Below are 25,769 nucleotides of genomic sequence, written 5' to 3'. Positions count from 1 at the left end.
ATGTGGGAGCGAGCCTGCTCGCGAAAGCGGTGCGGCAGACGACATCATTCGTGACTGACACACCGCTTTCGCGAGCAGGCTCGCTCCCACATTGGATCTTCGGTGTTCGGTAGATTTGTTACAACTCCAACACCATCTCATGCCACGCCATCCCGCCATGGTCAGACGCTGAAGGCTTGATGTAGGCAAACCCAAAGCCGGCATACAGCGGAATGTGTCGCTCCTTGCACATCAGATGGATGCTGGCCTTGCCCAACGCGCGCATCCGCTCGATGAATTCGCCCATCAACTGTTTCGCCAGGCCCAGCCCCTGATAATCCGGGTGCACCACCACCGACATGATGACCACGTGCGGGCCGGCCGGGTCGTGGCCGATCAGTTCCTTGAACGCCTCGTCCGACATTTCCACCTGAAACGCCGCACCGGAATTGATGAAACCGGCTACAACGCCGTCGACTTCAGCCACGATGAAACCTTCGGGCCAAGTGGCAATGCGCGTGGCGATTTTCTCGCGGGTCGCGGCTTCGTCGCCTTCGTAGGCAACGGTTTCGATAGCGTAGCAGCGGTCCAGATCAGCAGGTGTGACGTGGCGGATGACGGTGTTCATGGCAGCTCGAAATCAGCGAGGGGAAGGCTGGGGATCATAAATTAATAAGGTGTTCATATCGATCACCACAGTCGCCGTAAAGCCTGCGTATAGGCGCTGTCATTGCTCGTCGGTCCGGATTATTGATGTGTCCTGTCTCTGGCCATCAATAGGGGGAACTCACCATGAGCAGCGTTCAGATCGGACTTCTTATGCTGTTGGGCATCAGCACGTTTGGCTTCATCACGTTGACGATTGACCTGTTGCGGGCGCGACGGATGAAGCAAGGCAAGTAACGAGATGGAGGCGGACGACGGGTCCGCCTCCCGCTGGAATCAAGGCTTGAGCGGCAGCCAGATTTCCAGCACGCCGGTGTTGAGCTTCGGGTTGAAGTCTTCGCTGTAGCGTTCGAATTCCGGCGCGTCCGCCGCCTGATAACCGGACTGCGGCAGCCAGGTTTTCCAGATGTATTGGAAGGTCTGGGGCAACTGATCGAGAGAGCCTTTGTGCTCGAACACCGCGTAGTGCTGAGGCTGGACCTCGACCCAACGGTATTTCTCGGGCAGGTCGTCGAGCTTGCTGATTTCAACGCCGGCAATGTATTCGAAGCCGCCCTTGCCATCCGGATTGCAGCAGATGCCGTAGGTCACTTCGTTTTTTTGACCGGGAATTTTGCCAATCTCGGGAATGAATTTCTCCCAGAGTTCGGGGATTTTCTTGGAGGTTTCCTGGGTAAATCGTCCGCCAAGCCCTGCAATGAGCAGGAAGTGCCCGTGCTCGAAGCGTGGCTTGGCCGTTTCGACGCCTGTTTGCTCATCCATGACTCAACTCCTGGAACAAAAAAGTGGGTTCGGCTGGGAGTATAGAACCCAAACCCGATTCGCCCAGTTACAGTGCGTGCAACTGCTCGACGGCACCTGCGCCGACGAACTCGTTATAACCCGATAGGATCACGTAGACCGCGAAATAGCAGAAGATCGCCGCCGATGCCATGTAGGAGTAACGCAGCAGTTTGTCACCCAGCAACTTGCCGCCGTGACTCGCGGCGAAGCACAACGCGACGCACCAGAACACCCCGGCGCACAGAAATCCGCCAAGAAACAACGCCGAACTGAGGGCGCCACCGCCGCCGGAACGAGCGATCAATGTGCCGCCCACTGCAGCGAACCAGAGAATGGCGCTGGGTGACGACATGGCGAGGAAGATCCCGCGGAAAAACTCCCGTCGATGGGAGTTCTGACCCACGTCTTCGGCCTGCGCCAGTACCGCCTCATGGTGAATCGCCGAATAGATCATCTTCGCCGCGAAGTACAACAACAGCGCCGAACCGCCGATCCACAGCACCCAGCGCACGCTTTCGTATTGCAGCAAAACGGTCATCCCGGCCAAGGCCAGCACGGCGTAGACCAAGTCGCCGACACACGTCCCCAACCCCAGCGCAAAGCCTTGAAAATAGCCACGGTGCATCGCCAACGTGATCATCGCGATGTTGGCCACGCCGATGTCCAGGCACAGCGAAAGGCTCAGCAAGAAGCCACTGGTAAATTCCATCAACCGATTTCCTTCGGACAAATTTGTTTACATAGTCGCTGGACAGTTTGCCACATCAACCCTTACATTCCGCCACAGGTCACCGCAGTGACCAGCGTCGCTCGGACGGTTCCGGGCGCTCACGTTATCCGAGGCAACAATGGCTAACCCAGGTTCGCCGCGCCGCTTTGCGCGCATAGATCGACTCCCCCCTTACGTATTCAACATCACTGCCGAGCTGAAGATGGCCGCCCGTCGTCGTGGCGAAGACATTATCGACTTCAGCATGGGCAACCCCGACGGCCCGACTCCGCCGCACATTGTCGAAAAGCTCGTCACCGTCGCCCAGCGCGAAGACACTCACGGCTACTCGACATCCAAGGGCATTCCGCGTCTGCGCCGGGCGATTTCCAATTGGTACAAGGATCGCTACGAAGTCGATATCGACCCCGAAAACGAAGCCATTGTCACCATCGGCTCCAAGGAAGGCCTGGCGCATTTGATGCTGGCCACCCTCGACCAGGGCGACACCGTTCTGGTGCCCAACCCGAGCTACCCGATTCACATCTACGGCGCGGTGATTGCCGGCGCTCAGGTGCGTTCGGTGCCGTTGATTCCGGGCGTGGACTTCTTCGCCGAACTGGAAAGCGCCATTCGTGGCTCGATTCCGAAACCGAAAATGATGATCCTCGGCTTCCCGTCCAACCCCACTGCCCAGTGCGTGGAACTGGATTTCTTCGAGCGGGTGATCGCCCTCGCCAAACAGTACGACGTTTTGGTGGTGCACGATCTGGCTTACGCCGACATCGTCTACGACGGCTGGAAAGCTCCGTCGATCATGCAGGTGCCGGGCGCCAAGGACATCGCGGTGGAGTTTTTCACCCTGTCCAAGAGCTACAACATGGCGGGCTGGCGCATCGGTTTCATGGTCGGCAATGCCGAACTGGTCAACGCCCTGGCGCGGATCAAGAGCTACCACGACTACGGCACGTTTACCCCGCTGCAAGTCGCGGCCATTGCGGCGCTGGAAGGCGATCAGCAGTGCGTCAAAGACATCGCCGAGCAGTATCGCCAGCGCCGTAACGTGCTGGTTAAAGGCCTGCATGAGCTGGGCTGGATGGTCGAAAACCCAAAAGCGTCGATGTATGTGTGGGCGAAGATTCCCGAGGCTTACGCGCATTTGGGCTCGCTGGAGTTCGCCAAAAAACTGCTGGCCGAGGCCAAGGTTTGCGTCTCGCCGGGCGTGGGGTTTGGTGAGTATGGGGATGATCACGTGCGCTTCGCGCTGATCGAAAACCAGGACCGAATTCGTCAGGCCATACGCGGAATTCGCGGGATGTTCCGGGCGGATGGGCTAATCAGCAAATCTTGACGCCCTGCACATAACACTGTGGGAGCGAGCCTGCTCGCGAAGGGGGCGTGTCAGTCAACGTTGATGTTGATTGACACACCGCATTCGCGAGCAGGCTCGCTCCCACATTTGGTTTTGCGGTGTACTTAGACGAACAGCGACAACAGCAGGATGAAGCCCAGGCCCACCACGGACAGGATGGTTTCCATCGCGGTCCAGGTCTTGAAGGTTTCCGCCACGGTCATGTTGAAGTACTGCTTCACCAGCCAGAATCCCGCATCGTTGACGTGAGACAGGATCAACGAACCGGCACCGGTCGCCAGTACCAGCAGCTCACGGTTCACACCCGGAATCATCCCCACCACCGGCACCACAATGCCGGCGCCGGTAATGGTCGCCACGGTTGCCGAACCGGTGGCAATACGGATCACCGCCGCCACCAGCCAGGCCAGCAGGATCGGCGAGATTTGTGCGTTCACCGCCATGTGGCCGATCACGTCACCCACGCCGCTGGTTACCAGCATCTGCTTGAAGCCACCACCGGCACCGATGATCAGAATGATCGCGGCGGTCGGCGCAAGGCTCGCGTCGAGCAACTTGAGAATTTTGCTGGAGCCCATGCCCTGACGATGGCCGAAGGTGTACAGCGACAGCAGCAACGCCAGCAGCAGCGCCGAGATCGGGTGACCGATCAGGTCCATGAAGGTGCGGAAGAAATTGCCGTCCGGCAGGACCACGTCAGCAAAGGTCTTGAGCAACATCAGGAACACCGGCAGCAACACGGTGATCAGGGTGATGCTGAAGCTCGGCAGCTCAGCTGCCTCTGGCTCGCGAGCCAGTTGATCGACCAGTTCCTGGTTAGGATGACCCGGAATGTACTTGGCAATGAACGTACCGTAGATCGGGCCGGCGATGATAGCCGTCGGCAGCGCAACGATCAGGCCGTAGAGAATGGTTTTACCGATGTCGGCACCGAACACGCCGATGGCCAGCAACGGACCCGGGTGCGGTGGCACCAGACCGTGCACGGCGGACAGGCCGGCCAGCAGCGGGATACCGATCTTGATGATCGACACGCCGGTACGCCGGGCGACGATGAACACCAGCGGAATCAGCAGCACGAAGCCGATTTCGAAGAACAGCGGAATGCCAACCAGGAACGCGGCGAACATCATCGCCCACTGCACCTTGTCCTTGCCGAAGGCTCGGATCAGGGTTTGGGCGATCTGATCCGCCCCGCCCGACTCGGCCATCATTTTGCCGAGCATGGTGCCCAGCGCAAGGATGATCCCGACGAAACCGAGTACCCCACCGAAGCCGTCCTGGAACGCCTTGATGATGGTGCCGATCGGCATGCCGGAGGTCAGCCCGAGAAAGGCAGCGGCGATGATCAGGGCAATGAACGGGTGAAGCTTGAACTTGGTAATCAGGACGATAAGCCCGATCACCGTGACCACTGCGTCTAGCAGCAGGAACGTCTCGTGGGACATGCCAAACATTAGGGGTGTCTCCTGGTTGTTGTTGTTATTAAAGCGGGTAATTCGCAAGCCATCAGGACAGCGCTATCTCTTCGGGCAAAACTCATACGGCGTGTTTCAGGCCATGAGCCTGCCACCAGTCATGAGCTTGCTTCGCCAATTGGTCGACGCTGTGGTTGGACGCGTCCAGAGCCAGGGTCAGGGGCTCGCCAACGGGGGATTCGAGGGTGGCGAACTGGCTGTCGATCAAGGTCGATGGCATGAAGTGGCCCGGCCGATGGGAGACACGATCAGCGGCGACTTCAGGGGTCAGTTCAAGGAACACAAAGCCCAGGCCAGGCAAGGCGCTGCGCAGACGTTCACGGTAAATGTGTTTGAGGGCTGAGCAGGTCAGCACCGGGCGTTCGCCCTTGGCGTCAACGCGGCGCAATTCATCGCACAGGCTGTCGAGCCAGCCGGCACGGTCGTCGTCGTTCAGGGGGATACCCGCGCTCATCTTTTCGATATTGGCGGCAGGGTGGAAAGTGTCGCCTTCAATGGCGGTCGCGCCGCTGAGTTGGCACAAGGCCTCGCTGACGCAAGTCTTGCCGCAACCGGCAACGCCCATGATGACCAGGGCGGTGATGGGATGATTCATGTAACACCTCAGCACGCAGACAGCGCTACCTTTGCCAGTTATGACACTAGAACAAAAGCAGAAGTTGCCGACGCCTTTTTGTCATTTTTGTGGGTTGCAGCATGTTCGTTCTCGACGCCAAAAAACGGGGATCAGGCAAACCCCGCTCACGCATTTGCAGCTGCGTCGAGACAGCGCTACCTTAGTGCCTCGAATTTTGTTTGGCAAGCCGTCCGATGATCTCCCCTAAAAACGATAAAAATACGCGCACCACTGGCCGCCCCACTTTGAACGAAGTCGCACGCTTGGCCGGTGTCAGCCCGATCACCGCCTCTCGCGCCCTGCGCGGGGTCAGCACGGTGGCCACCGAACTGGTGGAAAAAGTCCAGAAAGCCGCCCTCGACCTCAACTACGTGGTCAACCCTGCCGCCCGCGCGTTAGCCTCGGCCCAGAGCCATTCGGTGGTGGTATTGGTGCCATCGCTGTCCAACTTATTGTTCATCGACACACTGGAAGCCATTCATCAGGTTTTGCGCCCCAAAGGCTTTGAGGTGCTGATCGGGAACTTCCACTACTCACGTGATGAAGAAGAAAACCTGCTGCGCAATTACATGGCGTATCAGCCTCGCGGTTTGCTGCTGACCGGTTTCGACCGCACCGAAAGTTCGCGCCGGATGATCGAGGCGAGCAACATTCCGTGTGTGTACATGATGGAACTGGACAGCGCCGCCGGGCTCAATTGCGTGGGTTTTTCGCAACTTGCTGCCGGCGAGACAGCGGCCGAACATTTGCTGTCACGCGGTCGTAAACGCCTGGCCTACATCGGCGCGCAACTGGATCAACGCACGTTGCTGCGCGGCGAAGGCTTCCGTAAAGCCCTGCAAAAGGCCGGTTTGTATGACCCTGACCTGGAAGTGCTGACCCCGCGCGCCTCCTCCGTCGGCCTCGGCGGCGAACTGTTCCTGCAACTGATCGCCACTTATCCCGATGTCGACGCGATCTTCTTCGGTAACGACGACCTGGCCCAGGGCGCACTGCTCGAAGCCATGCGCTGCGGGATCAAGATCCCCGAACAAGTGGCGATCCTCGGCTTCAACGACCTGCCGGCCTCGGCGCACATGGTGCCGCGCCTGAGCAGCATCAGCACCCCGCGAGAAGCCATCGGCCGGCGCGCAGCGGAGCAGATGTTGACGTTGATGGCTGGCAACACGGTTGCCAAACCGGTGCAGGACATGGGGTTTGAGTTGAAGGTGCGCGAGAGTACCTGACGTGGCGAGCGGGATCGCGAAACACGCTCTATGTAGCCGCTGGCGAAGCCTGCGTTCGGCTGCGAAGCAGTCGTAAAACCTGAGAGTGCGGTCTTCCTGAAGCACCGTGCCGGTTGAATTGACGTCTGCTGCGCAGCCGAACGCAGGCTTCGCCAGCTGCTATGTATGGACTCGCCCCCACGTTCAACCCGCTTTTAAACACTGCTACCCGGTTGCATCTATGTATGAGGCCTGTTCGAGGAAGCCTTCAACGGCTTCTGGCCAACATTGGGTAAGCTCGCGGTATGCCGATTACAGTAAGGCCTCAAGGGCCAGTAGCAGCTTAGGCATCAATCCGCGACGGTCTGACCTGGGGTCAATGTTCTTAGCATGGGTTGGAGCGGCTTAACGCCCCGGTGGCAGAACTCTGTTATCAGTGACTCATCGCAGCCTCCTGGCCAGTGCCCGGCTGGCGACGATAAGTCTGGTCGTTTTGCAATAGCACCCAGAGGATGCGCAGGTTGCGGTTGGCCAAGCGCACCGCCGCCTCCTTGCGACCCAGGCGGGATATCCAACGCTGGAGACGTTGGTCGTCCGGCTGCTGTGAATCGGGTCGTAGCTGTCTTAAAACGGCATGGGCACCCTGGATCGTCAGACTGCGCAAGTAAGCATCGCCATGCTTGCTCATCTTGCCCAACCGGACCTTCTCGCCGCTGCTGTGCTGGCTGGGCACCAACCCGAAGTAGGCGGCGAACAAGCGGGCGTTGGCGAAGCGTTCAGGCTCGGTCTGCTTGGCCAACAACGCCGTGGCGATGATCGGACCAACGCCGCGCACCGTCATCAGCCGCTTCGCCGTCTCGTCCGCCTTCGCGGCTGTTTCCAGCCGACCAGTCAGCACGTTGACGCGTTCGCCCAGTTGACTCCATTCGCCCAGCAGTTCGGCGATCAGTTCGCGCAGCAAATCGGGCAACGGTTGGGTGGTATCTTCCAGTACCCGAGGCACGAGTTGGCTGATAGCTATTTCGCCCTGCGCCATGGCCACACCGTGTTCCAGCAGTAAACCGCGCATCTGATTGCCGACCGCAGTACGTCGCCGTACATATCCCTGCCGGGCCCTGTGCAGAGCCTGCATCGCCAGCGCCGCCGCACTCTTGAGCGGTACAGATGAGATCTTGCAATCGCGGCCTGCGCGCAAGATAGCCAATGCATCGTTGCGATCATTTTTCGGGCCGCTGCGATGATTGGCAACCAACTGGGCCGGCAGGATGCGCACTGGATTACCCTGCGTTTGCAGCAACCGCGCCCACGCCTGAGCGCCTGGCCCGGTTTCCACCAACACCGTCACGCTCACTGGTAGCTTATGAAGAAATACCTGAAAGGCCTCGCGTGACTTGATTCGATCCTCGAATATCACCTGACCGAGGGCATCCTCCCCGGCCACTTGAAAGACCCTTTTGGCAAGATCCACCGCAACTGTGGTGCATGCCGCCGCATCGGCTGACAAAGACTGGTTGATCGTCGTATGCTTTTTCATGGCCTCGCCCTCGCTGTCGTTGGCTTCTATAAGAATGCCACCGTGGCGCACAGACGCCTCGGCTTGGGCGAGTCCATTCAATTACAGATCGCGCTACGGCTTGCCCCCTCGCCACAGGTGCTTGATGTCGCCCGTTGGCAGGCACACTATTAATTCCCGAAGCCTCGAACTGCTAACGGAGTAGCTCCATGGAACATGCACTGAAGATTCTGGGTAAAGCCTCGTCAATCAACGTCAGAAAGGTCCTGTGGACCTGTGAGGAACTGGGTGTTGCCTACGAACGTGAAGACTGGGGCGGCGGTTTTGCATCGACCCACACACCGGAGTTTCTCAGGCTCAACCCCAACGCCCTGGTGCCCGTGATCATCGATGAGGCCGGCGTGCTGTGGGAGTCCAACACCATCTGCCGCTATCTAGCCGGCAAACACCAAAACACCGATCTGCTGCCGCACGATCCGGCGGCGCGCGCTCGGGTAGAGCAGTGGATGGATTGGCAAGCGACCGAACTCAATGCCTCCTGGAGCTATGCGTTCACGGCGTTGGTACGCAAAGATCCGGAGTTCCAGGACCCGCATCACATTGCCGCCGGCGTACGCGGCTGGAATCAGAAAATGGGCATCCTCGAGCATCAACTCGCGGCCACCAAAGCATATGTCGCCGGGCCACACTTCACACTGGCGGACATCGTCATCGGGTTGTCGGTCAACCGCTGGCTGATGACACCGATGGAGCGCCCCGACTACCCGGCCATCGACGAGTATTTCCAACGGTTGGCACAACGCCCGGGATTCCTGAAACACGGCTGCAACGGCCTGCCTTGAGCGGCTCCTTCGCTACAAATCGTTAAAATGTAAACATTCATTGCAATAACTGAGTGAATCTCGACGCAAAGTCGCCGAGATTCACAATCATTTATTTCCGATAGCAGGCTAAGCTTCTCCAACGATAAGCATTGGATCAGCCCATGACTGCCCACTCCCCCGCCTTTACTCAACCTGACGGAATCGACCCCGTTCGGGCCGCGCAGATTTCCGCCCGCATCGACCGACTCCCCGCCGTCTCCACGATTTGGCGGTTGGTGGCGCTGCTCTCGATCGGTGGTTTTTTTGAGCTCTATGACCTGTTCCAGACGGCCTACATCAGCCCCGGCCTGATTCGCGACGGCATCTTCGCCACCGGCAGCCAAGGCGTGTTCGGCTTCTCCGATCAGGCCGCCTTCGCCTCGGCGACTTTCCTCGGGTTGTTCCTTGGCGCGAGTCTGTTGAGCCCGTTGGCCGACCGCTTCGGCCGACGCGCGATCTTCACATTTGCGTTGATCTGGTACACCGTCGCAACAGTGGCGATGGGCGTTCAGAGTTCAGCAATCGGCATCATCTGCATGCGCTTCTTGGTGGGTATCGGGCTGGGCATCGAATTGGTGACCATCGACGCCTACCTCTCGGAACTGGTGCCCAAGCGCATGCGCAGTTCGGCATTTGCCTTCGCGTTTTTCGTGCAGTTTCTGTCGGTGCCGGCAGTGGCGCTGATGTCGTGGTGGCTGGTACCGCAAGCGCCGTTCGGTGTGTCCGGTTGGCGTTGGGTAGTGTTGGCGAGCGCGGTGTTTGCGCTGTTCATCTGGTGGCTGCGTTCGCGGTTGCCGGAGTCGCCACGCTGGTTGGCCCAGCATGGACGATTCGACGAAGCCAGCAAGATTCTTGATAGCATCGAAGCCCGCTGCGTGAAAGATCAGGGCAAGCCGCTGGATGAGCCGGAGCTGGCGGCGGTGGATGTCCAGGGCACAGGCCGTTTCGCTGATATCTGGCAGCCGCCGTATCGCCGTCGGGCGTTGATGCTGATTGTCTTCCATGTGTTCCAGGCCATCGGTTTTTTCGGCTTCGGCAACTGGTTGCCGGCGCTGCTCTCCGGCCAGGGCGTGAGCGTGACGCACAGCCTGATGTACGCCTTCATCATCACCCTCGCCTACCCGCTCGGGCCGTTGCTGTTTGTGAAGTTCGCCAACCGCTTCGAGAACAAGTGGCAGATTGTCGGCTCGGCCTTGGGTGCCATGACCTTCGGCACGTTGTTCGCTTGGCAAACCAGCGCCTTCGGCCTGATTTTCTGCGGGGTGATGATCACCTTCTGTAACGCCTGGCTGAGCTTTAGTTATCACTCATACCAAAGCGAATTGTTCCCGACCAACATCCGTGCCCGGGCGGTGGGGTTTTGTTATTCGTTCAGTCGATTGTCGACGGTGTTCAGCAGTTTGCTGATCGGGATTTTCCTCGAACACTTCGGCACGCCGGGTGTGCTGGCGTTCATTGTCAGCAGCATGTTGATCGTGATGCTGACCATCGGCTGGTTCGGCCCGCGAACCCGCAACCTGGCACTGGAAAACATCGCCCATCGCTGATCCAACGAGCGGTCGACCTCTGCCGCCTGGCGGCAAAGGTTTGACCGCAACCCCTCGGTTACCCGCTGAGCTTAAAAAACATAACAAATTGATTTTATTAGTATTTTTTACTAGGCACATTATTTGCTGAAAGCACTGCACCGCAAATACCTACAAGGTCTACCCCTCATGTTGGTCAGTGCAAAACAAAACCTGGTGCCGCCCCTCCCCAAGCGGCCCGGCGACGAACCGATCACGGACGCCGCCGGACTTCAAGCCGCCATGACGCAAGCCCTGCAAAACAATGTGCAAGCGCAAACCGCGCAGGCCAGCGCACAGGTCCAGGACTCCGCCACCCAAATCGCCACGCAGCAGGTCAGCGAAGCGACCAGGATCAGCGACAACATCGATGAGGCGTTCGCCAAAACCCGTGTGGGACTGCAAGCCTCGTCCGCCCAACTACCGGCCGATGTTGAAACAGCCACGGACGCCTTCAAGGCGTACATGAGCAAAACGCCGGAGCAGCGGTTGCGCGACAGCATTCTGCAAGAGATGGGGCTGACGGAAGATGACGTAAAAGCCATGCCGCCGGAAAAACAACTGGCGATCGGTAAAGAGATTGCCGAGCGCATGCAAGACAAGATCAAACTGGCGCAGGCCGAGAAAGAAAACAGCAGCAGCGAAAAAGGCAGCCGCCAGGTGGTCGACAAGTTTCTCGCTTCGCTTTAACGGCGCTGAAGCAACGCGTCCTATGTAGCAGCTGGCGCAGCCTGCGTTCGGCTGCGAAGCAGTCGTAAAATCAGAACCCGCGGTTCGTCAGGTAGACCGCATGAGCCGGATTTACGATTGCTGCGTCCGATCGCGGCCCGAGCCGAACGCAGGCTGCGCCAGCTGCTATGTATGGACTCGCCCCCACGTTCAACCCGCTTTTAAACACTGCTACCCGGTTGCATCTATGTATGAGGCCTGTTCGAGGAAGCCTTCAACGGCTTCTGGCCAACATTGGGTAAGCTCGCGGTATGCCGATTACAGTAAGGCCTCAAGGGCCAGTAGCAGCTTAGGCATCAATCCGCGACGGTCTGACCTGGGGTCAATGTTCTTAGCATGGGTTGGAGCGGCTTAACGCCCCGGTGGCAGAACTCTGTTATCAGTGACTCATCGCAGCCTCCTGGCCAGTGCCCGGCTGGCGACGATAAGTCTGGTCGTTTTGCAATAGCACCCAGAGGATGCGCAGGTTGCGGTTGGCCAAGCGCACCGCCGCCTCCTTGCGACCCAGGCGGGATATCCAACGCTGGAGACGTTGGTCGTCCGGCTGCTGTGAATCGGGTCGTAGCTGTCTTAAAACGGCATGGGCACCCTGGATCGTCAGACTGCGCAAGTAAGCATCGCCATGCTTGCTCATCTTGCCCAACCGGACCTTCTCGCCGCTGCTGTGCTGGCTGGGCACCAACCCGAAGTAGGCGGCGAACAAGCGGGCGTTGGCGAAGCGTTCAGGCTCGGTCTGCTTGGCCAACAACGCCGTGGCGATGATCGGACCAACGCCGCGCACCGTCATCAGCCGCTTCGCCGTCTCGTCCGCCTTCGCGGCTGTTTCCAGCCGACCAGTCAGCACGTTGACGCGTTCGCCCAGTTGACTCCATTCGCCCAGCAGTTCGGCGATCAGTTCGCGCAGCAAATCGGGCAACGGTTGGGTGGTATCTTCCAGTACCCGAGGCACGAGCTGGCTGATAGCTATTTCGCCCTGCGCCATGGCCACACCGTGTTCCAGCAGTAAACCGCGCATCTGATTGCCGACCGCAGTACGTCGCCGTACATATCCCTGCCGGGCCCTGTGCAGAGCCTGCATCGCCAGCGCCGCCGCACTCTTGAGCGGTACAGATGAGATCTTGCAATCGCGGCCTGCGCGCAAGATAGCCAATGCATCGTTGCGATCATTTTTCGGGCCGCTGCGATGATTGGCAACCAACTGGGCCGGCAGGATGCGCACTGGATTACCCTGCGTTTGCAGCAACCGCGCCCACGCCTGAGCGCCTGGCCCGGTTTCCACCAACACCGTCACGCTCACTGGTAGCTTATGAAGAAATACCTGAAAGGCCTCGCGTGACTTGATTCGATCCTCGAATATCACCTGACCGAGGGCATCCTCCCCGGCCACTTGAAAGACCCTTTTGGCAAGATCCACCGCAACTGTGGTGCATGCCGCCGCATCGGCTGACAAAGACTGGTTGATCGTCGTATGCTTTTTCATGGCCTCGCCCTCGCTGTCGTTGGCTTCTATAAGAATGCCACCGTGGCGCACAGACGCCTCGGCTTGGGCGAGTCCATTCAATTACATCGATTGTGTGAGGGCTGATTCAACTGCACTCGACACCGCTTGGCCAGTATTGAGGACAAGCTTCGGTATGAGTCATTTCTGAACGAGCATGCCCATCAACGCCTGCACCGCAGCCGAAGGTTGCTTATTCGCAGCGGCCACCAAAGCAAATTCGCGATCGATGCGCGGTTTGACCGGCACCACGCGCAGCCCCTGAAGTTGGCTCGGCAGCGTCATCTCCGGCACCAGCGTCACGCCGATGTTTTCCCGCACCAGGGTGAACGCACTGCTCCACTCGCGGACCTCGACCCGAACGTCGCGCAGTTGCAGCCCGGCATCGGCTGCCAGACTGCGAGCGTTGGTCGAACAACCGCCCGTGGCCAGTACAAAAGGTTGCTCCGCCAACTCCGCCAGGGAGACGCCTTCTTCATTGGAACGGCGAGCCAAAGGATGGCCGCCGGGCACCACCGCCATCCAGGCATCAGTTCCTAACCGACCGGCATTGCGCTCAGGCGCCGGGTTCAACACCACGCCGACATCCACCAGTCCGGCGCCGAGCAGTGTTTCTACTTCATCGTCGCTGACCTCCAGCGCGACCACCTGAATGCCGGGATAAAGCCGATTGAACTGACGCAGCAGCGGCGGCAGGAAAGTCGCCAGCACCATGGGGAAACTGGCCAGGCGAATCGTCCCGCGCTGAATGTCTTTGGTGGCATCGACGCTGCTGCGGATGTTTTCCAGGGCACCGAGCATGGTTCTCGCGTGTTCGATGACAGACAGCCCGATCGCCGTCGGCAAGGTCTGGCGATTCTCCCGACTGAACAGCTGAACGCCCAGGGTTTCTTCAATCAACGCCAAGGCCTGGCTGGCACCGGACTGGGTCATGCCGACCCGCTCGGCAGCCCGGGTGATGTTGCCCGTGTCAGCCACGGCCACCACCATTCGCCAATGCATCAGATTCATCATGGCAGTAGCTTTCCTTATGGCCGCTTTCTGAAAGATTAATTTTACCGAGGGTGCCGCGCACTATGACACTGGCGCAAATCCCCAGCCAGAGCCCTGCCAATGAAGTTGTATTACGCCCCACACGCCTGCTCGCTCGCGCCGCATATCGTGCTGCGCGAACTGGATTTGCCATTCGAATTGATCCGCGTCGACAACACCACCAAGCGAACCGCCAGCGGCGACAACTTCCTCGCCATCAACCCCAAGGGTTACGTCGCGGCCTTACAACTGGACAATGGCCAAATGCTGACCGAAGGCCCGGCGATCCTGCAATACTTGGCAGACCTGCGACCCGAGGCGAACCTGGCTGCCGCGAACGGGACGTTCGAGCGAGTGCGGTTGCAGGAGTGGCTGAATTTCGTCTCGACCGAGATTCATGGCGGGCTGGGTTGGCTGTTCAGTGCGCAGTTCCCGGATGAGGTGAAAGCGCTCATCAAAGCGAAACTGTTCAAGCGGTTTGTTGTGTTGAGCCAGACGCTGGAGCGCCAGGAATATTTGATGGTTGACGGATTCAGCATTGCCGATGCGTATTTGTTTACGGTGTTGCGCTGGGCGCCACTGTTTGCAATTGATCTGGATCAGTGGCCGGCGTTAGTGCGGTTTCAGTCCAGAATTGACCAGAGGCCAGCCGTTAAGGCGGCGTTGGCTGCGGAGTGGGTGTAGGACTTAAGACCATTCGCGAGCAGGCTCGCTCCCACAAGGGGATCTCTTCCCGAAATCACCTGTGGGAGCGAGCCGGCTCCGGGCGGCGTTCCGACGAATGCGGTAGCTCATGCACCGCAAAAACATCAGGAAAAAACTACAAACTCGCACTCACCTTGGTAGCCACGTCACCCGGCACCCAGCCCTTCCACACTTGCGGCTGATCACGCAAAAACGCTTCGGCCACCTGGCGCGGTTGCAGGCGTTTTTCGCTCATCTGGCCGAGCGTCTGGTTCAGCAGATCGATTGGCAGGTCGACTTTTTCGAAGAACGCCACCAGGTCCGGGTACTGCGCCTTGAACGGCGCGGACACGCCGATTGCCAGGCTCGCCGGCATCGAACGCGTGCCTTTTGGATTCGGGTTATTGGCGTCGGCCAGGGTCTTCCAGGCCTCGGCGTCGAAGGCCGGCTCGTCGAGTTTCACCAGTTTGAAACGCCCCAACAGCGGCGTCGGCGACCAGTAGTAGAACAGCACCGGTTTGCCACGACGGATCGACGAAGCCACCTCGGCATCCAGTGCGGCGCCAGAACCCGTGCGGAAGTTGACGAAGCTGCCGGTCAGGTCATAGGCCTTGAGTTTCTGACTGTTAACAATCTCCGAAGTCCAGCCGGTCGGACTGTTGAGGAAGCGTCCACGGCTCGGGTCTTCCGGGTCGCGGAACACGTCCTTGTAGCGCGCCAGGTCGGCGACGGATTTCAGCTCCGGGGCCAGGGGTTTGATGCCGCGTTCGGGGTCGCCCTTGATCACGTATTCCGGCACCCACCAGCCTTCGGTGGCGCCTTTGACCGTGTCGCCCAGCCCAAACACTTTGCCTTCCGAGGCGGCTTTGACCCACGCCGGACTGCGCCCGGCCCACTCTTCACCGATCACTTGAATATCGTTCTTGGCCAACGCCGCTTCGAGGGTGACGGTGCTGCCCGGCAAGGTATCGGTCGGGTAGCCGTAACCTTTCTCGACAATCAATCGCAGGATTTCGGTGATGAGGCTGCCGCTTTCCCAAGTGATGTCGCCGAAGTGGATCGGCGCGGTTTTTTCCGCTGCGGGGACGTGGGTAGCCACAAGGCTCAGGGCCAGCAGCGAACTGCCGAGCAGGGTTTTGATCGATCTCATGCGGACCTCTGGGTCAGGGCATTCAAGGGTTGGTTGGCGCTGTGCCGGGCGCACAGGGCGTGGGTACGAGTCATGTAAACGCTGACCGAGCGTTGGGAAATGCCCAGTTCGGCGGCGATTTGCGGGTAGGTCAGACCCTCGATTCGCGACAACAGGAACGTTGCCCGAACCTTGCCCGGCAAGCGCTCAAGCGTGCGCTCGAGGCCATGCAAGGCCTGGGTCAGTTGCACCCGTTCTTCGGGCGAGATCGCTTGCTGCTGATCGATGTGTTGCAGTTGATCGAGGTGTTGGCGTTCCAGGTCACGGCGGCGCCAGAGCTGATAGATCAACCGCTGGGCAATGGTAGTGAGCAAGGCGCGAGGCTCGCGGATCGGGGTCAGCCCCGGCGATTCGAGCAGCTGTAAAAAGGTTTCGGCAGCGATGTCTTCGACGCTGGAACTGGCGCCCAGGTGCCGGCGCAACCGTGCGCACAGCCAGGGGTAATGCGCGCGGAACAATCCGCCCACGTCGTTGCGATGGGAAAGGTCGGTGCCGGACATAGAGGCTCCAAGGGTTAGGGGTCGCTGAATGTCCGGTGATCCGGTGACGCGATCCTAGCAAGGAGCCTTATTCATTAATAATATTTAAAAAGCATTTTTATATTCTATTTTAGAATTAAACATCAAAAGATCGCAGCCTCGTTTCACTCGACAGCTGCTACAGGAAATCGGTGTACATCTGTAGCAGCTGTCGAGCGAAGCGAGGCTGCGATCTTTTTCTTCTGCCTACCGCAATCGCCCAAACCCCAACGTCTCAGCCTCTTGCTGATAGTCGAGCACAATCTGATAGTCGCTTTCGCTGGCCGGCAGAATCTCTTGCAGCCCGAGTATTTCGCTGACTTCGGGCAATTCCTGCAACGTCGTGTTCATCACTTGCCGCAGCTCCTCAACCTGTTCATCGGTGACCGTCGCGGCGGTGATGTACGGCAAGGTCGGACTGAACGCACTTCGCGCGATGACCCGCAGGCCGGCCACTTCTTCTTCGGCGTGCCGCGCCAGATAGGCAAAGGTGACGCTGTCGATGGCCGCCAGGTCGGCTGTCTCTTCACGCAACCAGCGCAGGCTTTCGCGGTGACTACCGCTGATACCGACACTGGCGAAGAACTGCCCGTCTCGATGCAATGGAGCGAGCCGGTGACGCAGCAGGTTCATGCCGCTGTTGGAGTCTTCGCCATTGATCACCCCGCGACTGTCGCGAAAGGCCGGCAGGCTGCGCCGTGGATCATCGGCGCGACTCAGCAGCAGGCTGCAATGGTTGCCGCCGTTGGCGTCCGGCAGTTCATAGCGAGGACGACCGATGACCCGGACCCGCCCGCGCAACGCGGTCATCAGCGGGTAGCCGCAGGTTTGGGTCAGCAGCAAGTGCGGGGACAGCCAGAGGTCCATCAGCGAAAGGCCCTCGGCGTTGCGGCGGGTGGCACCCAGTCGCTCGAGAATTCGCGTCAGCCAGCGCTCGTTGGCCGCGCGGATCGGCTCGGGGGCGACGTACATCAGTAGTTCGGCGATGTGTTCAGTCATCGAAACCTTCCAGGCGACAAAATTTCACTGTGGGAGCGAGCCTGCTCGCGAATGAGGTCATTACATTCAACATTGAGGTTGCCAGTAACACCGCTATCGCGAGCAGGCTCGCTCCCACAGGGGTCAGGTGTCGATCATAAAAATCAGTGAAACGGATGGCGCGGGCTGTCGATGGCCTTCACCCCGTGCCGGCGCCACAACTGCCCATAACCCTGCACCAGAAACCCGCCGCTGCGCGCCAGCCATTGCTCGCGACGCGCGTGGTAGGCGCGGGGCAAGTCGTACCAGGGCAGCCCTGGCAAGTCGTGATGCACCAAATGCAGATTGAGGTTGAGGAACAGCCATCGCCACGGCCAGGCGGCTTCATTGATGACCGTCCTTTGCTCGGGCTCGGCATGGGGACGGTGTTCATAGTAAGAGCGAATCATTGCAATCGATAGCGCCGGTACACTGATCAGCAACAGGTAATGCCAGACCGGAAGCACGCTGTGGCGGTCGATAAACAGCAACATCAGCAGGGTCAGCGCGCCGTGACTCCACCACATCAACCAGGCCTGCCGCTCACCTGCTTTTAGACGCTGCCACTCTTCCCGGGCCAGCGCCAGCAAGGCCAGCGGTGCACCGAGGGCGAAGCGTCCGAGCACGGTTTTGTTCAGCCAGTGCAGGCCTTGTTCGAACAGTGAACTGTCCTGCCACTGCTCGGCGCTCAGGTAACGGCTTTCCGGATCGCGACCCGGGAGGGTCAGGTCTTCGTCGCGGTGATGCAGCAAATGGCTGTCGCGGTACAGGGTGTAGGGATACCACACGGCGAATGGCGCGTAGCCGAGGATCTTGTTCAGCAATGTCCAGCGGGTGGGATGACCGTGAAGCAATTCGTGCTGCACCGACAACCAGAGCACCACCAACGGAATCAACAGCACAGTGCTCCACCACAGGCCCAACCAACCACTGGCGAGCACGATGCTGAACCAGCCGACGTACACGCCGATCAGCAGCAACCAGGTCGGCCACTCGGTACGAGCGGTCAGGCGTTGGCGCAGGGTTTCGATTTCTTCACGGTGGGCGGTATCGAAGTAATGGGGCATGGCGTTGCTCAGATCGGGGACCAGTCCCCTTCTGTGCAATGGCGCAGGGAAATCTTGCAGATTATTTTAAGGATCGTTCCCACGCGGGAGCATGGGAACGATCAGCGGGAGCCCGAGGCCGGGCTCCCTTGTCGCGGGATCAATGACCGAACACATCCACCTTCTTGGCCTTCTTGTCCGCACGCTTTTCATCGGCGGTTTTCGCCGGTTTCTTCTTTGCCGCTTTTTTTGAATCCATGCCTTTGGCCATGATACGTACTCCACTCATACGGGATGTGAGATCAGGTATACACCTATCCCCGCGCGCGCGTTCTTTTATAATCGCCCGCTTTGCGCACCGACAGTTGAAGACCATGCCCAACACCCAATACACCTTGCTCGCCGAGCCTTTATGGCCTTTGATGAACAAGTTTTATCGCGCTCACCAATCGTCGATGAAAGCGGTCCGCGACGCTCAACTCTGGGTGGCCAGGCGCGAGGAGATCATTGGCGCACTGTGTTTGCGACCGGTGGCGGACGGGCATTGGCTGACGGGTTTGTTTGTCGATCCGGCCTGCCGCGAACAGGGCATTGCTGCGGCGCTGATCGCCGAGGCGGTGCGCGGTCTCGACCAACCGGTCTGGCTGTTCTGCCACCCCGACTTGCGGGGCTTTTATGAACGCCGAGGGTTTTCCTTCGATCCGCAAATGCCTTACGCCATGACCGAACGCTTGAGCCGCTACGCGCGCAGCAAACCGATGATCGCCATGGGCCTGGAACCGTTGGTGAGTTCGACTTGTGGGAGCGAGCCTGCTCGCTCCCACAGGGGTTTGTGGTGTTTTCGGATCAGTCGTCTGCAGTAGGGTCGAGATCCGGAAACATCACTTCGGTAAACCCGAACTTGCTGAAGTCACTGATGCGCGACGGGTATAACCGGCCGATCAGGTGATCGCATTCATGCTGCACCACGCGCGCATGGAATCCCGAGGCGATGCGCACAATCGGCTGCCCTTTGGGGTCGAAACCTTCGTACCGAATCTGTTGATAGCGATCCACTGCGCCGCGCAGGCCGGGCACCGACAGGCAGCCTTCGAAACCCTCTTCCAGCGTCGGGCTCAACGGCGTAATCAGCGGGTTGATCAGAATCGTCTGCGGCACGGCTTCGGCGTCCGGGTAACGTTCGCTGTGCTCGAAACCGAAGATCACCAGTTGCAGGTCGACGCCGATCTGCGGCGCAGCCAGGCCAACGCCACCGACGCTTTCCATGGTCTGGAACATGTCGTCGATCAATTGCCACAGCTCGGGGCTGTCGAACATTTCGGCGGGTACCGGCGGGGCAATGCGCAGCAGGCGCTCATCGCCCATTTTCAGAATTTCACGGATCATTTGATGACTTCGTCAGTGGTCGGCTTGATCGAGTGATCCCGACCCAGTCCCGACACGTGGTGTTTGGGTTCGTGGCTGTGCTCGCCAGGGACCTTTTCGCCAGGGTCCTTGCCTTCGGTGGACATGTGTTCGATCACCGCATTCATCTCGGCGCCGAGCAACAGCACTGCGGCGGAAATGTAGAAGTACAGCAACAGCACGATGATCGCGCCGATACTGCCATACATCGCGTTGTAGTTGGCGAACGTCTTGACGTACAGACCGAAGCCCAGCGACGCGATGATCCACACCACCACCGCCAGCACTGAACCCGGGGTGATGAAGCGAAACTCTTGTTTGACGTCGGGCATGACGTAGTAAATCAGCGCCACCGCCATCATCAACAGAATCACGACCACCGGCCAACGCACGATAGTCCAAAGGGTCACGATGAATTCTTCAAGGCCGACTTGCGAGGCGATCCATTCCATCACCTGCGGCCCGAGCACCATCAGCGCGGCGGCCGCCAGCAGCATGCCGGCAATGCCGATGGTGTAGAAAATCGACAGTGGGAAACGCTTCCACGCCGGACGGCCTTCGACCACGTCGTAGGCGGCGTTCATCGCGCTCATCATCAGTCGCACACCGGCGGACGCGGTCCACAGGGCAATCACGATACCCACCGACAGCAAGCCACCCTTGGATTGCTGGAGCTGGTCGATGACCGGGTTCACCTGTTCCAGCGCCTGGGGCGGCAGGACCAGTTCCGATTGCAGGCGCAGCCAGGAGAAGAAGTCCGGCAAGTGCAGGAAACCGATCAGGGCGATCAGGAACAGAATGAAGGGGAACAGCGAGAACAGCATCTGATAGGCCAGCGCCGAGGCATAGGTCGACATCTCGTCGTCGACGAACTCGGTGACCGTGCGCACCATCACACGGTGTATGGGCAGACCTTTCATGTGTGGGAAAAACATTAGCGTCTCCTTTCGCCGCAAATTTGGTCGAAGTCGTGGCGACTCAGGGGCCGTTTTCTACATCAAAGTAGCCTACTTGGCGAGTTTGAAACAATTTCCTTGTGCAAGTTCAGGCTGACACAAAAACGGCCATCCGCGGATGGCCGTTTTTGTTGCTCATCAAAGGCCTGATCACGCCTTGTCGATGCCTTTCTTGATTGCGTCCTTGGCTTTGCCGACCGCTTGCTGGGCTTCGCCTTTCCTTTCCTGCAAGACGCCTTCGGTGCGCATTTTGTCGTTACCGGTGGCCTTGCCGACGCCTTGTTTGACGTTGCCGACTGCTTCGTTGGCCAAGCCTTTTGCTTTATCGCCAGTGCTGCTCATGGTGTTTTCTCCTGTGAACATTCAACGGGAAAGTCATTACGTAACGATTGACCGGCAGCCGTTGAGCGGAGTTTCATTTATTTTCACGGCCAGATTTCATCGTTAAGCACAGGTTGGGCTTTATGTTTGCAGGCTTTCCCCCGAGAATGCGTAACGTATTCAGGCCATGGCGCTGAAGATCCAATCCCGTAGGAATGTTATGAAACTCGATAAAAAGCAGGCCATTGCCCGCAGAAACCAGGAACTTGGCGGTGCTGTGCTTGGCGTCAACAACTGCCATTTCACCGAATTGAACCGCAACCGCAACATCTGGTGGTTTGATATTCCGGTCGCGCGCCTGGCCGTTGGTCAGTACGAATGGATTCACCTGTTGATGCACACCCCGGATACCGACGAACTGCTGCACCTGAAAGTGCCGACGGTATTCCTTCGGGAGAAGCTCGAAGGCCTGGTGGTGCGCAACGAAGGTAAACGCAAGGCGGCCTTGAGCCTGGAACTGAGCGCCGACAAGGACTCATACCTCCAGGACATGCGCCCGGCGGGTACCAACGTCAATTTCGCGCAGTTCCGCCTGTAACACCCCCTCAAGCAATATAGAGAAACCTGTGGCGAGGGGATTTATCCCCGTCGGGTCGCGCAGCGGCCCCAAAGACCTGCAACCACATTTCAGCAGGAACACCGCGTTCGCCGGGTTTACGACTGCTGCGCAGTCGGACGGGGATAAATCCCCTCGCCACAGATAAATCCCCTCGCCACAGAAGCCCACTCATATCAGTGCCCACAAAAAGCCCCGCATCTGCGGGGCTTTTGTTTGTTACGCGCTGACCTTCTTGACGCCGAGCTTCTTCAGCTCTTCGTCGCGCAACTCGCGACGCAGGATCTTGCCGACGTTGGTGGTCGGCAGCGCGTTGCGGAACTCCACGGCTTTCGGCACTTTGTAACCGGTGACGTTGGCGCGCATGTGCTCCATCACCTGTTCCTTGGTCAGCGTCACGCCCGGTTTGGCGACGATGAAGATCTTGATCGCCTCGCCCGACTTCTCGTCCGGCACACCAATGGCTGCGCATTGCAGCACGCCCGGCAGGGTCGCGAGCACGTCTTCCAGTTCGTTCGGGTACACGTTGAAACCGGAGACCAGGATCATGTCTTTCTTGCGATCGACAATGCGCATGTAACCGTCAGGCTGGATCAGCGCGATGTCACCGGTCTTCAACCAGCCTTCGCTGTCGAGGATTTCATCGGTGGCTTCCTGACGCTGCCAGTAGCCCTTCATCACTTGCGGACCTTTCACACACAGCTCACCGATTTCGCCCATTGGCTGTTCAACGCCGGCATCGTCAATGACTTTGCACAGGGTCGACGGAACCGGAATACCGATGGTGCCGATCTGGATGTTCTGGATGGGATTGACGGTGGCCACCGGGCTGGTTTCGGTCATGCCGTAACCTTCGCAGATGGCGCAACCGGTGACCGCTTTCCAGCGCTCGGCCGCGGCCAGTTGCAGGGCCATGCCACCGGACAGGGTGACTTTCAGCGCCGAGAAGTCCAGCTTGCGGAAACCTTCGTTGTTGCACAGGGCGACGAACAGCGTGTTGAGCCCGACGAAACCGCTGAACTTCCACTTCGACAGCTCTTTGACCATCGCAGTCAAATCGCGCGGGTTACTGATCAGGATGTTGTGGTTGCCGATCAGCATCATCGACATGCAATGAAAGGTGAAGGCATAGATGTGGTACAGCGGCAGCGGCGTGATCAGGACCTCGCAACCTTCATTGAGGTTGGAACCCATCAGCGCCTTGCACTGCAGCATGTTCGCCACCAGGTTGCGGTGGGTCAGCATCGCGCCCTTGGCCACGCCGGTGGTGCCGCCGGTGTATTGCAGCACGGCAACGTCGCTGCTGGCCGGGTTGGCTTCAGCCACTGGCTGGCCATGGCCCTTGCTCAGTACGTCGTTGAACTTGATGGCCTTGGGCAAGTGATAGGCCGGGACCATCTTCTTCACATACTTGATGACGCTGTTGACCAACAGGCGCTTGAGCGGCGGCAGCAGGTCAGCCACTTCGGTGACGATCACGTGCTTGACGCCGGTTTTCGGCACGACGGTCTGGGCCAGGTGCGCCATGTTGGCCAGGCAGACCAGGGCTTTGGCACCGGAGTCGTTGAATTGGTGTTCCATTTCCCGCGCGGTGTACAGCGGGTTGGTGTTGACCACGATCAGCCCGGCACGGATGGCACCGAAGACGGCGACCGGGTACTGCAACACGTTGGGCAGCTGCACGGCGATTCGATCGCCCGGCTGCAAGTCGGTATGCTGTTGCAGGTAAGCGGCAAAGGCACCGGACAATTCGTACAGTTCACCGTAGGTGATTGTCTTGCCCAGGTTGCTGAATGCCGGTTTGTCGGCAAAGCGTTGGCAGGACTGCTTCAACACCGCCTGAATATTCGGATACTCGTCCGGATTGATGTCGGCAGCAATCCCGGCAGGGTACTTATCCTTCCAAAAGTCTTCGATCATGGAAGCCCACTCCTCAGCAACGCGAATTCATCACCGCATTCGATGCGATTATTATTGGTGTGTGTTTGTTGGTGAGTCTGGCTTTTTATATAGGCCGAGAAGTCACAAAGCGCGCCGAGAGTAGCAGCTTTGCCAAGGGCCGACTAGAGCCAAAAGCGGCCTCCACGGTCACTTTAATGACTCAAGAATATCAAGCAGTCATTTTAGAGCAAAGATTCTATATAGCCTTGAAAGCCCCATAAATACGGGGCTTATAAGCAAAAGATCGCAGCCTTCGGCAGCGCCTACAAAGGAATGCGATCCCCAGCAGGAGCTGCCGAAGGCTGCGATCTTTTGGCAGCACCTCGGTCTACGACCGGTTACGCAATATCACGCAACTCCCGCCGCAATATCTTGCCCACCGGCGTCATCGGCAACGACTCACGCAACACAATGTGCTTGGGCACTTTGTACGCCGTGAAGTTTTCCTTGCAGTAAGCCTTCAGCTCTTCAAGGCTGACCCCCGATTCGCGGGCCACTACAAACAGCTTCACCGCCTCCCCCGAACGTTCGTCCGGCACGCCGATCACCGCGCAGTTGGCGACTTTCGGGTGAGCCATGACCACGTCTTCGATTTCGTTCGGGTACACGTTGAAACCCGAGACGATGATCATGTCTTTCTTGCGATCGACGATGCGCACAAAACCGTCCGGGTCGATCACCGCGATGTCGCCAGACTTGAACCAGCCTTCGGCATCCAGCACTTCGGCGGTGGCTTCGGGTTTCTGCCAGTAGCCCTTCATGATCTGCGGGCCTTTGATGCACAGTTCGCCGCGCTCGCCCAGTGGCTGCTCGATGCCTTCATCGTTGATGACCTTCAGCGTGGTGCCCGGCACCGGCAGGCCGACCGTGCCGATCCGCGATTTGTCGCCGTACGGGTTGGTGCAGGCCACCGGCGAGGTTTCGGTCAGGCCATAACCTTCGGTGATGCGGCAACCGGTGAGCTGTTCCCAGCGCTCGGCGGTGGCCTTGACCAGCGCGGTGCCGCCGGAGTTGGTGAGTTTGAGGCTGGAGAAATCCAGAGTCTTAAAGTCCGGGTGATCCATCAGCGCGACGAACAGCGTGTTGAGCCCCAGCAACGCCGAGAACCGCCAGTTCTTCAGCTCCTTGATGAAGCCTTTGATGTCCCGTGGATTGGTAATCAGCACGTTATGGTTGCCGGTCACCATCATGCACATGCAATTCGCCGTGAAGGCATAGATGTGGTACAGCGGCAGCGGCGCGATCATCACCTCCTGCCCTTCGCGCAGCAACGGCTGGCCGTCTTTGCCGAATTGTCCCAGACACGCTCGCGCCTGTTGCATGTTCGCCACCAGGTTGCCGTGGGTCAGCATCGCGCCCTTGGCCAAGCCAGTGGTGCCGCCGGTGTATTGCAGCACGGCGATGTCGTCGAGGCCGGCGTTCAGCGGTTTGATGCCCAGCCCCCGGCCCAGACGTAGCGCGCTCTTGAAGGATATGGCCTGCGGCAGGGAATACGCCGGGACCATCTTCTTGACCTTGCTCACCAGGGTATTGACCAGCCAGCCCTTGGCGGCGGGCATCAGGTCCCCCATCTTCGCTTCGATCAGGTACTGGATGTCGGTGTCGGGCAGCACTTCCTGGACTTTCTGCCCAAACATGTTCAGGTAAACCAGCGCCCGGGCACCGGAGTCCTTGAACTGATGACGCATCTCCCGCGCGGTGTACAGCGGGTTGGTGTTGACCACGATCAGCCCGGCGCGCAAGGCACCGAACACGGCAATCGGGTAATGCAGGACGTTGGGCATCTGCACCGCAATGCGATCCCCGGGCACAAGGTCGGTGTGGGTTTGCAGGTAACCGGCGAACGCTGCGCTGTAGCGTTCCAGTTCGGCGTAGGTCAGGGTGACGCCCATGTTGCTGAATGCCGGGCGGTCAGCAAATTTCTTGCAGGAACGCTCGAACACCTCGATCACCGACTTGTAGGCCCCTTGATCGATGTCCAGGGGCACGCCGGCCGGGCGTTTGTCATTCCAGAAATCAGGTTGCATTGTTCTTGTCCTCTTTACCTGAACCTATCCGGGGCCGCTTTT

The 25,769-nt window shown here is 59.1% G+C and carries 25 protein-coding genes; 8 read left to right on the top strand and 17 right to left on the bottom strand.

What is annotated here, in order from left to right; all coding sequences use genetic code 11:
- Window positions 1-118: 118 nt before the first annotated feature.
- The 3 genes from ACYZTW_RS07615 to ACYZTW_RS07605 all read right to left on the bottom strand — a co-directional run bounded on the left by ACYZTW_RS07615 (window position 119) and on the right by ACYZTW_RS07605 (window position 2,137).
- Window positions 119-607 carry a GNAT family N-acetyltransferase gene (locus tag ACYZTW_RS07615; protein WP_462004374.1) on the bottom strand — a complete coding sequence of 163 codons (489 nt, stop codon included), beginning with the start codon at window positions 605-607 and terminating at the stop codon, window positions 119-121.
- Between the two features lie 314 nt (window positions 608-921).
- Entirely contained in the window at window positions 922-1,407 is a 486-nt protein-coding gene (locus ACYZTW_RS07610; protein ID WP_462004373.1) for a GyrI-like domain-containing protein, read from the bottom strand.
- A gap of 67 nt (window positions 1,408-1,474) precedes the next feature.
- Window positions 1,475-2,137 carry a LysE family translocator gene (locus tag ACYZTW_RS07605; protein WP_462004372.1) on the bottom strand — a complete coding sequence of 221 codons (663 nt, stop codon included), beginning with the start codon at window positions 2,135-2,137 and terminating at the stop codon, window positions 1,475-1,477.
- Window positions 2,138-2,276: 139 nt separating this feature from the next.
- Between ACYZTW_RS07605 and alaC the strand changes: the two genes are divergently transcribed.
- Entirely contained in the window at window positions 2,277-3,488 is a 1,212-nt protein-coding gene (alaC, locus tag ACYZTW_RS07600) for an alanine transaminase (RefSeq protein ID WP_462004371.1), read from the top strand.
- Between the two features lie 125 nt (window positions 3,489-3,613).
- Here the strand turns inward: alaC and ACYZTW_RS07595 are convergent, their stop codons facing one another.
- Together ACYZTW_RS07595 and ACYZTW_RS07590 are read right to left on the bottom strand one after the other, a co-directional pair.
- On the bottom strand, window positions 3,614-4,966 hold the full coding sequence (locus ACYZTW_RS07595; RefSeq protein ID WP_462004370.1) for a GntP family permease: 1,353 nt from the start codon (window positions 4,964-4,966) through the stop codon (window positions 3,614-3,616).
- A gap of 82 nt (window positions 4,967-5,048) precedes the next feature.
- Complete coding sequence (locus ACYZTW_RS07590; RefSeq protein WP_462004369.1) at window positions 5,049-5,582, bottom strand: gluconokinase; 534 nt, start codon at window positions 5,580-5,582, stop codon at window positions 5,049-5,051.
- 215 nt (window positions 5,583-5,797) lie between these two features.
- Here ACYZTW_RS07590 and gntR point away from each other — a divergent pair, with 215 nt between their 5' ends.
- Window positions 5,798-6,829 (top strand): HTH-type transcriptional regulator GntR, encoded by a 1,032-nt coding sequence (gene gntR / locus ACYZTW_RS07585; protein WP_462004368.1) that lies wholly within the window; start codon window positions 5,798-5,800, stop codon window positions 6,827-6,829.
- A gap of 412 nt (window positions 6,830-7,241) precedes the next feature.
- Here gntR and ACYZTW_RS07580 read toward each other — a convergent pair whose 3' ends face one another.
- Window positions 7,242-8,342 (bottom strand): IS110 family RNA-guided transposase, encoded by a 1,101-nt coding sequence (locus ACYZTW_RS07580; RefSeq protein ID WP_462005284.1) that lies wholly within the window; start codon window positions 8,340-8,342, stop codon window positions 7,242-7,244.
- A 188-nt stretch (window positions 8,343-8,530) separates the two neighbouring features.
- On the opposite strand from ACYZTW_RS07580, the gene ACYZTW_RS07575 reads away from it, so the two are divergent.
- The 3 genes from ACYZTW_RS07575 (at window position 8,531) to ACYZTW_RS07565 (ending at window position 11,439) form a co-directional block, all read left to right on the top strand.
- Window positions 8,531-9,163: a glutathione S-transferase family protein gene (locus tag ACYZTW_RS07575; RefSeq protein ID WP_462004367.1), complete on the top strand. Its 633-nt coding sequence runs from the start codon at window positions 8,531-8,533 to the stop codon at window positions 9,161-9,163.
- Window positions 9,164-9,306: 143 nt separating this feature from the next.
- Entirely contained in the window at window positions 9,307-10,731 is a 1,425-nt protein-coding gene (locus ACYZTW_RS07570) for an MFS transporter (protein WP_462004366.1), read from the top strand.
- Window positions 10,732-10,899: 168 nt separating this feature from the next.
- Window positions 10,900-11,439 (top strand): hypothetical protein, encoded by a 540-nt coding sequence (locus tag ACYZTW_RS07565; protein ID WP_462004365.1) that lies wholly within the window; start codon window positions 10,900-10,902, stop codon window positions 11,437-11,439.
- Window positions 11,440-11,857: 418 nt separating this feature from the next.
- Here the strand turns inward: ACYZTW_RS07565 and ACYZTW_RS07560 are convergent, their stop codons facing one another.
- Both ACYZTW_RS07560 and ACYZTW_RS07555 read right to left on the bottom strand, forming a co-directional pair.
- Window positions 11,858-12,958: an IS110 family RNA-guided transposase gene (locus ACYZTW_RS07560; RefSeq protein WP_462005284.1), complete on the bottom strand. Its 1,101-nt coding sequence runs from the start codon at window positions 12,956-12,958 to the stop codon at window positions 11,858-11,860.
- Window positions 12,959-13,117: 159 nt separating this feature from the next.
- A complete protein-coding gene (locus ACYZTW_RS07555; protein ID WP_462004364.1) occupies window positions 13,118-13,990 on the bottom strand; it encodes a LysR family transcriptional regulator in 873 nt (290 codons plus the stop codon).
- Window positions 13,991-14,089: 99 nt separating this feature from the next.
- Here ACYZTW_RS07555 and gstA point away from each other — a divergent pair, with 99 nt between their 5' ends.
- The gene (gene gstA / locus ACYZTW_RS07550; protein ID WP_462004363.1) at window positions 14,090-14,692 is read left to right on the top strand and encodes a glutathione transferase GstA; all 603 of its coding nucleotides are present in this window, start codon (window positions 14,090-14,092) and stop codon (window positions 14,690-14,692) included.
- A 136-nt stretch (window positions 14,693-14,828) separates the two neighbouring features.
- Here gstA and ACYZTW_RS07545 read toward each other — a convergent pair whose 3' ends face one another.
- The 4 genes from ACYZTW_RS07545 to ACYZTW_RS07530 all read right to left on the bottom strand — a co-directional run bounded on the left by ACYZTW_RS07545 (window position 14,829) and on the right by ACYZTW_RS07530 (window position 18,483).
- Window positions 14,829-15,842, bottom strand: a complete 1,014-nt coding sequence (locus ACYZTW_RS07545; RefSeq protein ID WP_462004362.1) for an ABC transporter substrate-binding protein — start codon at window positions 15,840-15,842, stop codon at window positions 14,829-14,831.
- Window positions 15,839-16,381 carry a sigma-70 family RNA polymerase sigma factor gene (locus tag ACYZTW_RS07540; protein WP_462004361.1) on the bottom strand — a complete coding sequence of 181 codons (543 nt, stop codon included), beginning with the start codon at window positions 16,379-16,381 and terminating at the stop codon, window positions 15,839-15,841. The genes ACYZTW_RS07545 and ACYZTW_RS07540 overlap by 4 nt, the downstream gene beginning before the upstream one ends.
- 225 nt (window positions 16,382-16,606) lie before the next feature.
- Complete coding sequence (locus tag ACYZTW_RS07535; RefSeq protein WP_462004360.1) at window positions 16,607-17,398, bottom strand: phosphate/phosphite/phosphonate ABC transporter substrate-binding protein; 792 nt, start codon at window positions 17,396-17,398, stop codon at window positions 16,607-16,609.
- A 143-nt stretch (window positions 17,399-17,541) separates the two neighbouring features.
- Window positions 17,542-18,483, bottom strand: a complete 942-nt coding sequence (locus tag ACYZTW_RS07530; RefSeq protein ID WP_462004359.1) for a fatty acid desaturase — start codon at window positions 18,481-18,483, stop codon at window positions 17,542-17,544.
- Window positions 18,484-18,836: 353 nt separating this feature from the next.
- Between ACYZTW_RS07530 and ACYZTW_RS07525 the strand changes: the two genes are divergently transcribed.
- A complete protein-coding gene (locus tag ACYZTW_RS07525; protein ID WP_462004358.1) occupies window positions 18,837-19,325 on the top strand; it encodes a GNAT family N-acetyltransferase in 489 nt (162 codons plus the stop codon).
- Here ACYZTW_RS07525 and def read toward each other — a convergent pair.
- The 3 genes from def to ACYZTW_RS07510 all read right to left on the bottom strand — a co-directional run bounded on the left by def (window position 19,309) and on the right by ACYZTW_RS07510 (window position 21,164).
- Window positions 19,309-19,848 (bottom strand): peptide deformylase, encoded by a 540-nt coding sequence (gene def / locus ACYZTW_RS07520; RefSeq protein WP_462004357.1) that lies wholly within the window; start codon window positions 19,846-19,848, stop codon window positions 19,309-19,311. The two genes, ACYZTW_RS07525 and def, sit on opposite strands and share 17 nt — an antisense overlap.
- Window positions 19,845-20,801 (bottom strand): YihY/virulence factor BrkB family protein, encoded by a 957-nt coding sequence (locus ACYZTW_RS07515; RefSeq protein WP_462004356.1) that lies wholly within the window; start codon window positions 20,799-20,801, stop codon window positions 19,845-19,847. Before ACYZTW_RS07515 ends, def begins: the two co-directional genes overlap by 4 nt.
- A gap of 171 nt (window positions 20,802-20,972) precedes the next feature.
- On the bottom strand, window positions 20,973-21,164 hold the full coding sequence (locus ACYZTW_RS07510) for a CsbD family protein (protein ID WP_462004355.1): 192 nt from the start codon (window positions 21,162-21,164) through the stop codon (window positions 20,973-20,975).
- Between the two features lie 199 nt (window positions 21,165-21,363).
- Between ACYZTW_RS07510 and ACYZTW_RS07505 the strand changes: the two genes are divergently transcribed.
- A complete protein-coding gene (locus ACYZTW_RS07505) occupies window positions 21,364-21,741 on the top strand; it encodes a hypothetical protein (protein ID WP_462004354.1) in 378 nt (125 codons plus the stop codon).
- Between the two features lie 237 nt (window positions 21,742-21,978).
- Here ACYZTW_RS07505 and fadD1 read toward each other — a convergent pair whose 3' ends face one another.
- Entirely contained in the window at window positions 21,979-23,679 is a 1,701-nt protein-coding gene (gene fadD1, locus ACYZTW_RS07500; protein ID WP_462004353.1) for a long-chain-fatty-acid--CoA ligase FadD1, read from the bottom strand.
- Between the two features lie 359 nt (window positions 23,680-24,038).
- On the bottom strand, window positions 24,039-25,727 hold the full coding sequence (gene fadD2 / locus ACYZTW_RS07495) for a long-chain-fatty-acid--CoA ligase FadD2 (protein ID WP_462004352.1): 1,689 nt from the start codon (window positions 25,725-25,727) through the stop codon (window positions 24,039-24,041).
- Window positions 25,728-25,769: the final 42 nt, after the last annotated feature.

The sequence above is a fragment of the Pseudomonas sp. LB3P25 genome, assembly GCF_054897985.1.
Note: the sequence above shows the minus strand (reverse complement) of the source record. Positions and strands in the feature narration are given on the sequence as shown.

Bases quoted from the DNA above. Each gene is read 5' to 3' on its own strand.
- ACYZTW_RS07615 (WP_462004374.1), bottom strand. From the start codon at position 607: ATGAACACCGTCATCCGCCACGTCACACCTGCTGATCTGGACCGCTGC.
- ACYZTW_RS07610 (WP_462004373.1), bottom strand. From the start codon at position 1,407: ATGGATGAGCAAACAGGCGTCGAAACGGCCAAGCCACGCTTCGAGCAC.
- ACYZTW_RS07605 (WP_462004372.1), bottom strand. From the start codon at position 2,137: ATGGAATTTACCAGTGGCTTCTTGCTGAGCCTTTCGCTGTGCCTGGAC.
- alaC (WP_462004371.1), top strand. From the start codon at position 2,277: ATGGCTAACCCAGGTTCGCCGCGCCGCTTTGCGCGCATAGATCGACTC.
- ACYZTW_RS07595 (WP_462004370.1), bottom strand. From the start codon at position 4,966: ATGTTTGGCATGTCCCACGAGACGTTCCTGCTGCTAGACGCAGTGGTC.
- ACYZTW_RS07590 (WP_462004369.1), bottom strand. From the start codon at position 5,582: ATGAATCATCCCATCACCGCCCTGGTCATCATGGGCGTTGCCGGTTGC.
- gntR (WP_462004368.1), top strand. From the start codon at position 5,798: ATGATCTCCCCTAAAAACGATAAAAATACGCGCACCACTGGCCGCCCC.
- ACYZTW_RS07580 (WP_462005284.1), bottom strand. From the start codon at position 8,342: ATGAAAAAGCATACGACGATCAACCAGTCTTTGTCAGCCGATGCGGCG.
- ACYZTW_RS07575 (WP_462004367.1), top strand. From the start codon at position 8,531: ATGGAACATGCACTGAAGATTCTGGGTAAAGCCTCGTCAATCAACGTC.
- ACYZTW_RS07570 (WP_462004366.1), top strand. From the start codon at position 9,307: ATGACTGCCCACTCCCCCGCCTTTACTCAACCTGACGGAATCGACCCC.
- ACYZTW_RS07565 (WP_462004365.1), top strand. From the start codon at position 10,900: ATGTTGGTCAGTGCAAAACAAAACCTGGTGCCGCCCCTCCCCAAGCGG.
- ACYZTW_RS07560 (WP_462005284.1), bottom strand. From the start codon at position 12,958: ATGAAAAAGCATACGACGATCAACCAGTCTTTGTCAGCCGATGCGGCG.
- ACYZTW_RS07555 (WP_462004364.1), bottom strand. From the start codon at position 13,990: ATGATGAATCTGATGCATTGGCGAATGGTGGTGGCCGTGGCTGACACG.
- gstA (WP_462004363.1), top strand. From the start codon at position 14,090: ATGAAGTTGTATTACGCCCCACACGCCTGCTCGCTCGCGCCGCATATC.
- ACYZTW_RS07545 (WP_462004362.1), bottom strand. From the start codon at position 15,842: ATGAGATCGATCAAAACCCTGCTCGGCAGTTCGCTGCTGGCCCTGAGC.
- ACYZTW_RS07540 (WP_462004361.1), bottom strand. From the start codon at position 16,381: ATGTCCGGCACCGACCTTTCCCATCGCAACGACGTGGGCGGATTGTTC.
- ACYZTW_RS07535 (WP_462004360.1), bottom strand. From the start codon at position 17,398: ATGACTGAACACATCGCCGAACTACTGATGTACGTCGCCCCCGAGCCG.
- ACYZTW_RS07530 (WP_462004359.1), bottom strand. From the start codon at position 18,483: ATGCCCCATTACTTCGATACCGCCCACCGTGAAGAAATCGAAACCCTG.
- ACYZTW_RS07525 (WP_462004358.1), top strand. From the start codon at position 18,837: ATGCCCAACACCCAATACACCTTGCTCGCCGAGCCTTTATGGCCTTTG.
- def (WP_462004357.1), bottom strand. From the start codon at position 19,848: ATGATCCGTGAAATTCTGAAAATGGGCGATGAGCGCCTGCTGCGCATT.
- ACYZTW_RS07515 (WP_462004356.1), bottom strand. From the start codon at position 20,801: ATGTTTTTCCCACACATGAAAGGTCTGCCCATACACCGTGTGATGGTG.
- ACYZTW_RS07510 (WP_462004355.1), bottom strand. From the start codon at position 21,164: ATGAGCAGCACTGGCGATAAAGCAAAAGGCTTGGCCAACGAAGCAGTC.
- ACYZTW_RS07505 (WP_462004354.1), top strand. From the start codon at position 21,364: ATGAAACTCGATAAAAAGCAGGCCATTGCCCGCAGAAACCAGGAACTT.
- fadD1 (WP_462004353.1), bottom strand. From the start codon at position 23,679: ATGATCGAAGACTTTTGGAAGGATAAGTACCCTGCCGGGATTGCTGCC.
- fadD2 (WP_462004352.1), bottom strand. From the start codon at position 25,727: ATGCAACCTGATTTCTGGAATGACAAACGCCCGGCCGGCGTGCCCCTG.